A 7663-nucleotide genomic window follows, 5' to 3' on the forward strand; every position below is an offset into this window, starting at 1 on the left:
CCTGGACTCGAGGATCCCGCCGGCCCCGATGACTCCGAACGGACGGGGATCGAAGCCGAGCTGGATGTCATCACTGAAGGTTTTGCTTCGGTACTGGAGATCCTTGGCCGCGTAGGTAAGAATGGGTCCTACTACAACTACAAAGCCATCTACATCCGTGTGATCACCGAAGCATTTTCCTTCACGCATGATCGAGCCCGCTGGGGAAGGCGTAGCTCGCGCCGCAACGAAGGAGATATTCGGTGACCACTCAGATCAAGGACCCAAGCGCCTCGCGTGGTATCGCCCGAGGCGTTGTGTTCGTGCACTCGGCCCCCTCCGCGCTCTGCCCTCATATCGAATGGGCCGTCGCGGGGGTTCTCGGCGTGCCGGTGACCTTCGACTGGACGCCGCAGCCGGCCCAGGCAGGCACCTACCGAGCCGAGCTGTTCTGGTCCGGTGCGGTCGGTTCCGCAGCGGCCATTGCCTCGGCGCTGAAAGGCTGGACGCATCTGCGCTTCGAGGTCACCGAGGACGGCACTTCGACGTCTGAGGGCGCTCGCTACTCCTTCACCCCCGACCTCGGCGTCTTCCACGCGATGACCGGGATGCACGGCGACATCATGATCCCGGAGGACCGGCTCAAGGCTGCGGTGGTGAAGGCCTCGCTCGGTGACACCACGCTCGAGCTCGAGGTGGACAAGCTCCTCGGCAAGCCGTGGGACGACGAGCTGGAGACGTTTCGTCACGCCGGTGAGGGCGCGCCCGTACGCTGGCTGCACCAAGTCGTCTGAGTGACCCCGTCGGCCGCGGAGCACGGCCGACCAGAACGCCGAGTCGGCGCGTCATGACGCGCCGACTCGGCGTTTTTTCCCGTCAGGATGCGCCGACTCGGCGCGATCCGGATCAGAGCGGGATGTTGCCGTGGGCGCCGCGGCGCACGCCGACGGTCTGGATGGCCTCCTCGAAGGCGGCGGCGATCGCGCTGCGAGTCGCCGCAGGCTCGATGACCTCGTCCACGACACCGATCTCGACCGCCTTGTCGACGCCTCCAGCGAGACGCTCGTGCTCGGCGGCGAGCTCCGCCTCGACCTGGGGACGGAGGTCGGGCGCGACCTCCGCGAGCTTGCGGCGATGCAGGATGCGGATCGCGGCGACCGGGCCCATGACAGCGACCTCAGCGCCCGGCCAGGCGAAGACCTTGGTCGCGCCGAGGGAGCGCGCGTTCATGGCGATGTAGGCGCCGCCGTAGGTCTTGCGGGTCACCAGGGTGATGCGGGGGACCACGCACTCGCCGAAGGCGTGCAGAAGCTTGGCGCCGCGGCGGACGACCCCGTCCCACTCCTGGCCCACGCCCGGCAGGTATCCGGGGACGTCGACCAGGACGATCAGCGGGACGCCGAGAGCGTCGCAGAGGCGTACGAACCTCGAGGCCTTCTCCGCGGAGAGGGAGTCGAGACAGCCACCGAGCCGCAGCGGGTTGTTGGCGACGACGCCGACGGTGCGGCCACCGAAGCGACCCAGGGCGGTGACGATATTGGGCGCCCAGCGTGCGTGCAGCTCCTGGGTGGTGCCCTCGTCGAGGATGTTCTCCACCAGCGGATGCACGTCGTAGGCGCGCTTCTTCGACTCGGGCAGCTGCTCGGCGAGGTCCTTGTCCTCCACGGCGTGAACGTCGAGGCCTCCCTGGGAGCCGAGGAGGGAGGCGACCGTGCGGGCCTTGTCGAGGGCCTCGCGCTCGGACTCGGTCAGGATGTGCACGACGCCGGAGCGCCGGCCGTGGGGCTCAGGGCCACCGAGGCGCAGCATGTCGACGTCCTCACCGGTGACGGAGCGTACGACGTCGGGACCGGTCACGAAGATGCGGCCCTCGGGGCCGAGGATGACCACATCGGTGAGAGCGGGACCGTAGGCGGCACCGCCGGCTGCCGGGCCGAGGACGACCGAGATCTGCGGGATCTTGCCGCTGGCCTGGGTCATCACGTGGAAGATGCGGCCGACCGCGTGCAGGGACAGCACGCCTTCGGCGAGCCGGGCGCCCCCGGAGTGCCACAGCCCGATGATCGGGACACCGTCGGTGATCGCGCGGTGATAGGCGTCGACGACCACACGGCAGCCGAGGTCGCCCATCGCGCCGCCCATGACGGTGGCGTCCGAGCAGAAGGCGACTGCCCGGGTGCCGTCGACCTCGCCGACGGCGGCCAGCATGCCGGAGTCGTCGTCAGGGGAGATGAGCTCGAGGGTGCCCGCGTCGAAGAGCGCCCCGAGGCGGGCTACAGGGTTGCGCGGGTCCTGGTCGCGCGGAAGCTTCTGCTTCTTCGCGGGGGCAGGCGCGGAGGTGGTGATGGTCATCAGGCGATGTCCTGTCGATCGGCGCCGAGTGGGCGCCGTCCAGCCTCTGGGCTGGCCGGGCGCCGCCTCGACGGCAGAGTGAGGTTCTTCCGAGAGGCGGCATCTAGGTGCGCGATGGGCATCGCGCAGCCGGTGCCCGGCCGGCAGGACATGCCCTACAGGCTCCCGTAGATCACCGCGACGTTCGCGCCGCCGAAGCCGAAGGAGTTGTTGAGGGCCGCGATGTCGCCGGCCGGCAGGTCGCGGGTCTTGGTCGCGATGTCGAGCTCGACCGCGGGGTCGAGGTTGTCCAGGTTGATGGTCGGCGGCGACTGGCGGTGATGGATCGCCTTGACGGTCGCGACGGTCTCGAGGGCACCTGCCCCACCGAGCAGGTGACCCGTCATGGACTTGGTCGAGGTGACCACGACGTTCTCGACATGGTTGCCGAGGGTGGCGTGGAGCATGAGGCCCTCGGCGATGTCGCCCTGCGGGGTCGAGGTCGCGTGGGCGTTCACGTGGACGATGGTGCTCGGGTCGACGTCGCCGTCCTCGAGCGCGGCCTTGATGGCACGGCTGCCGCCGCGGCCCTCGGGGTCGGGTTGAGCGATGTCGTGGGCGTCGGCGGTCACGCCGGCGCCGAGGACCTCGGCGTAGATCCGGGCGCCGCGCGCCTGAGCGTGCTCGAGCTTCTCGAGCACGACGATGCCCGCGCCCTCACCGAGGACGAAGCCGTCACGACCGGTGTCCCAGGGGCGGCTGACCGTGGTCGGGTCGCCACCGTCGGGGCCGGACGCGGTCTTGGACAAGGCCATCATGTTGGCGAAGGCCGCGATCGGCAGCGGGTGGATGGCTGCCTCGGTGCCACCGGCGAGCACGACGTCGGCGCGCCCCAGACGGATCTGGTCGGCGGCCAGTGCGATCGCCTCGGAACCGGAGGCGCAGGCGGAGATCGGGGTCTGAGCCGCGGCGCGGGCGCCGTAGGTCAAAGAGATGTTGGCTGATGAGGCGTTGGCCATCAGCATCGGGACGGACAGCGGGCTGACCCGGCGCGGTCCCTTGGCCAGCAGGATGTCGTAGTTGTCGAGCAGGGTGGTCACGCCGCCGATACCGGTGGCGACGGCGACGCCGAGGCGCTCGCCGTCGAGGCCCGCCTCGGTGGCCGTGCCCTCGAAGCCTGCGTCCTTCCAGGCTTCGGCCGCGGCGACCACGGCGAACTGTGCGGAGCGGTCCAGGCGCCTGGCCTTGACCCTCTCCAGAACCTCGGACGGTTCGACGGCGATGCGGCCGGCGATGCGTACGGGAAGGTCGTTGGCCCACTCCTCAGTGAGCTCGCGGATGCCGGAGCGGCCTGCGATCAAGGCATCCCAGGTGGTGGCTACGTCTCCGCCGACCGGGTTGGTGGTGCCCAATCCGGTGATGACTACTCGGGTGCGGCTGCTCATGTGGTCTCCGTGGGGTGGTTGGCGCGTCGGGTTCAGGTGAGGAAGGTCCGGCGACTCGGCCTGGGAGGGTTGGCCGAGCCGCCGGGGCGCGTCAGGCGTTCGCGGAAGCCTTCTCGATGAAGCTCACCGCGTCGCCGACGGTCTTGAGGTTCTTGACCTCCTCGTCGGGGATGGAAACGCCGAACTTCTCCTCGGCAGCGACGACGACCTCGACCATGGACAGCGAGTCGACGTCGAGGTCATCGACGAAGGACTTGTCGAGCTGAACGTCGGCGACATCGATGCCGGCGACCTCGTTGACGATCTCGGCGAGGTCGGAGCGGATCTCTTCGGTGGTGGCCATGTGTGGTGGTTCCTCTCGGATTTTTGTGTGCTGAAACTGTGGGACTGAATGCAGGCTAAGGGACGACGACGACCTGGGCGGCGTAGACCAGCCCTGCGCCGAAGGCGATGAGCAGGGCGGTGTCACCGGATTTCGCCTGGCCCTGCTCGATCATCCGCTCCAGGGCGAGGGGGACCGAGGCGGCCGAGGTGTTGCCCATGGTGGCGATGTCGCGGGCGATCTCGACCGTCGCCGGAAGCTTCATGGAGCGGGCCAGGGCGTCGACGATGCGCATGTTGGCCTGGTGAGGCACGAAGCAGTTGAGCTCGTCGGCGGTGATGCCGGCCTTCTCCAATGCCTCTTGGCCGACCTTGGCCATTGCGTAGGAGGCCCATCGGAAGACGGGGTTGCCTTCCATCGTCAGCCATGGGGTCTCCTTGGCCTCGATCGCGTCGAACCAGTCGGGGGTCTGGATGTGGTTGGCCTTGTCGCCGGAGGAACCCCACACGACCGGGCCGATCCCGGGCTCCTCGCTCGGGCCGACGACCGCGGCGCCCGCGCCGTCGGCAAAGATGAAGGCAGTGCCACGATCGTGCGGGTTGGTGATGTCGGAGAGACGCTCGACACCGATGACGAGTACGTTGCTGGCGCTGCCGCCGCGGATCATGTCGCTGGCCATCGCGATGCCGTGACAGAAGCCCGCGCAGGCTGCTGAGACGTCGAAGGCGGCCGGGTGGTCGGCTCCGAGCTCGTCGGCGATCAGCGCGGCGACTGCAGGCGTCTGACGCAGGTGGCTGACCGTCGCGACCAGGACGCAGTCGATCTGGTCGATGCCGATGCCGGCATGCTCGAGCGCCTTGCGCGAGGCGGCGACCGACATCATCTGTACGGTCTCCTCCTCGGTAGCCCAGCGACGCTCGGTGATGCCGGAGCGGGTGCGGATCCACTCGTCGGAGGAGTCGATCAGGTCGACGATCTCGCTGTTGGGGACCACCCGGCTGGGGCGGTAGCCACCGACGCCGAGAATGCGGGCGTGCGGGGAACCTGTAGGGGCTGAGATCACGAGTGCTGCGCCCCCGTCGGGTGCAGGCGGAGCAGCGGCTGACCGGGGGAGACGAGGTCGCCGTCCTCGACCAGCCACTCGATGATCTCGCCGCCGTGGGCGGAGGTGATCACGATGGCGTCGCGGAGGCTGGCGATGGCGCCGATGTCGGTGCCGGCGGGGATCACGTCGACCTCGGAGACGGCCTCGGAGAGCTTGAACGTGCCCTTTGCCGGGGAGACGACCAGCCGCCACGTGGGCGTGGTCTCGATCAGGTTGGTCTCGCCGTGCTTCTCGACGAACGCGCGGGCGTCCTCGAGCTGGTCGGGAGTCTTGAGCGCGAAGGTCTCGACGCCCTTGAGAGCACGCTTCGCGATCCCGGTCAGGGTGCCGGCCGGCGGCATCTCCAAGATGCCGGTCACACCGATGTCGGACATGGTGTCGAGGCAGAGGTCCCAGCGGACGGGGTTGGCGATCTGGCCGACGATCCGGCCCAGCGCCTTGGCGCCGTCGTGGACGATCTGGCCGTCCTTGTTGCTGATCAGGCGCGTACGCGGGTCGTGGGTCGTGACGCTCTGGGCCAGCCGGGCCAGGTGGCCGACGGCGGGCTCCATGTGCTCGGTGTGGAAGGCACCGGCGACGCTGAGCGGCATCAGCCTGGCCTTGGCGGGCGGCTCCGCCGCGAACGCCTCGAGCTGCTCGAGCGTCCCCGCGGCGACGATCTGGCCGGGGCCGTTGTCGTTGGCAGGGGTGAGGCCGTGCTTCTCGATCGAGGCGAGCACCTCGTCGCGGTTGCCGCCGAGGACCGCGGTCATGCCGGTCGGCGTCTTCGCAGCGGCCTCGGCCATGGCCTTGCCGCGCTCACGCACGAGCACCATCGCCTGCTCGGCGCTGATCGCGCGGGCGCCCGCGGCGGCGGTGATCTCACCGACGCTGTGGCCGGCGACGGCGCCGATCTTCGCGAAGGCGTCCGCGGGATGCGGGAAGAGTTGAAGAGCCGCGACCAGACCGGTGGCGACCAGCAGCGGCTGGGCGATCTCGGTGGCGCGGATGGTCTCTGCGTCGGCATTCGTACCGTAGTGGATCAGGTCGATGCCTGCGACGGTTGAGAGCCACTCCATACGAGCGGCGAAAGCGGGGTCCTCCAACCACGGGGTGAGGAATCCTGGTGTCTGAGCACCTTGTCCTGGGGCGACAATGACGAGCACGAGACGATACTCCCGTCTGGAGGGGTGTCGGAGCACCTTCGGCGGCGACGAACATCTGTCCTGCAACCTTGTAGGTGTCCTACAAAAAGGCGTGCCGATTGTCTCAGTGGTCCTGTTGCCGGCCGAGGATCAGGGCGACCTGCAGGGTGAGCGCGTCGCGAGAGTCGGTCGGGGCGAACCCGGTGAGCTCGGCGACCTGCTTGAGCCGGTAGCGCACGGTGTTGGGATGCACGAACAAGGTGCGCCCGGTCGCCTCGAGGCCACCGCCGGCGGCGAAGTACGCAGCCAGGGTCTCGATCAGGGTGCTGCGAGCCTCCACCAGCGGCTGGTAGAGATGCTCGATCAGGTAGCGATGGGCCCACGCGTCGCCGGCCAGCGCACGTTCGGGCAGGAAGGACTGGCTCAGGGCCGGGCGAGGCGCATCGGGCCATCCGGGCGCTGCCCGATAGGCCGAGAGCGCAGCCCGAGCGGAGTTGGCGGCGGTCGCCAGTCCGGCGGCCACCGGTCCGACCACGACGGGGCCGTCGGCGAAGAGATCGGCGATGCGGCCGGCCGCCTTCAGCGGATCGTCGATGCCGCCGAGCAGGGCCACGAGCCGGTCTCCCTGGACGGCGCACAGGGTGTGCAGACCGTGGGCGCGGGCGCGGCGGCGTACCTCCTCCATGGCGGCGTCGAGGCCGATCCCCTCGGGGGCGTGGCCCAGCACCGCGCACAGAGGCAGGTCGGCGTCCCAGCCGAGCGCGCTGGCGCGGGAGAGGACGACCTCGTCGGTCTCGGCGCGCAGGACGGCGTCGACCACGAGCGCCTCGAGCCGGGCGTCCCAGGCACCACGCTGCTCGGCGGCGCGGGCGTAGACCTCGGCGGTGGCGAAGGCGACCTCACGGGCGTAGCGGCCGATCGCCTCGTGCACGTCGGCGGCGTCCTCGGGGCCGAGGAGGTGGTCGATGTTGGCCTCGACGACCTCGATCGAGAGTCGCACCAGGTCGACGGTCTGCTGGAGAGTGATGATGCCGGTCAGCGCCCGGGGCGCGACGCCGAACATCGACGCGGCCAGGTCGGGCTTGGCGGTGTCGGCGGAGGCGCCGCCGGCGTACCAGCCGACGAACTCCTTGATGCCCGTCTGGACGATCAGACCGACCAGGGAGCGGTTCTTGGCCGAGAGGTCCTTGAATGAGAACGACCAGTCGGCCGGCTTCCTGCTCGACGAGCTCGCCCGCGGAGCATGAGCCCGTCGGTGGCTCTGGGGGTTCGAGGCGATGTGAACGCTAACATATTGCCGGCGGATTACCCCTGTGTTCCCGTGGACCCGATTGACCCTCGCGGTTACGCGGGCGGG

Annotated in this window: 8 protein-coding genes; 2 read left to right on the forward strand and 6 right to left on the reverse strand. The window is 69.4% G+C overall.

All coding sequences use genetic code 11. From position 1 onward, the window contains the following. Together ABZZ22_RS26440 and ABZZ22_RS26445 are read left to right on the forward strand one after the other, a co-directional pair. The coding region (locus ABZZ22_RS26440; RefSeq protein ID WP_354938354.1) for a hypothetical protein at positions 1–246 on the forward strand (246 nt) is incomplete at its 5' end. A gap of 35 nt (positions 247–281) precedes the next feature. Further along, positions 282–773: a DUF3145 domain-containing protein gene (locus ABZZ22_RS26445; protein WP_354938370.1), complete on the forward strand. Its 492-nt coding sequence runs from the start codon at positions 282–284 to the stop codon at positions 771–773. 112 nt (positions 774–885) lie between these two features. Here ABZZ22_RS26445 and ABZZ22_RS26450 read toward each other — a convergent pair whose 3' ends face one another. From ABZZ22_RS26450 to ABZZ22_RS26475, 6 genes are all read right to left on the reverse strand, one after another. Further along, the gene (locus ABZZ22_RS26450) at positions 886–2331 is read right to left on the reverse strand and encodes a carboxyl transferase domain-containing protein (protein WP_354938357.1); all 1446 of its coding nucleotides are present in this window, start codon (positions 2329–2331) and stop codon (positions 886–888) included. Between the two features lie 155 nt (positions 2332–2486). Beyond that, positions 2487–3755: a beta-ketoacyl-[acyl-carrier-protein] synthase II gene (locus ABZZ22_RS26455; protein ID WP_354938360.1), complete on the reverse strand. Its 1269-nt coding sequence runs from the start codon at positions 3753–3755 to the stop codon at positions 2487–2489. Positions 3756–3846: 91 nt separating this feature from the next. Next, complete coding sequence (locus ABZZ22_RS26460) at positions 3847–4098, reverse strand: acyl carrier protein (protein ID WP_008364250.1); 252 nt, start codon at positions 4096–4098, stop codon at positions 3847–3849. A 55-nt stretch (positions 4099–4153) separates the two neighbouring features. Continuing rightward, entirely contained in the window at positions 4154–5140 is a 987-nt protein-coding gene (locus ABZZ22_RS26465; protein WP_354938364.1) for a beta-ketoacyl-ACP synthase III, read from the reverse strand. Next, positions 5137–6327: an acyltransferase domain-containing protein gene (locus tag ABZZ22_RS26470; protein ID WP_354938367.1), complete on the reverse strand. Its 1191-nt coding sequence runs from the start codon at positions 6325–6327 to the stop codon at positions 5137–5139. The genes ABZZ22_RS26465 and ABZZ22_RS26470 overlap by 4 nt, the downstream gene beginning before the upstream one ends. Positions 6328–6430: 103 nt before the next feature. Further along, a complete protein-coding gene (locus ABZZ22_RS26475; RefSeq protein ID WP_354938373.1) occupies positions 6431–7612 on the reverse strand; it encodes a helix-turn-helix domain-containing protein in 1182 nt (393 codons plus the stop codon). Positions 7613–7663: the final 51 nt, after the last annotated feature.

Origin of the sequence: Nocardioides sp. NPDC006273 (genome assembly GCF_040613495.1) — a bacterium.
Lineage (GTDB): Bacteria > Actinomycetota > Actinomycetes > Propionibacteriales > Nocardioidaceae > Nocardioides.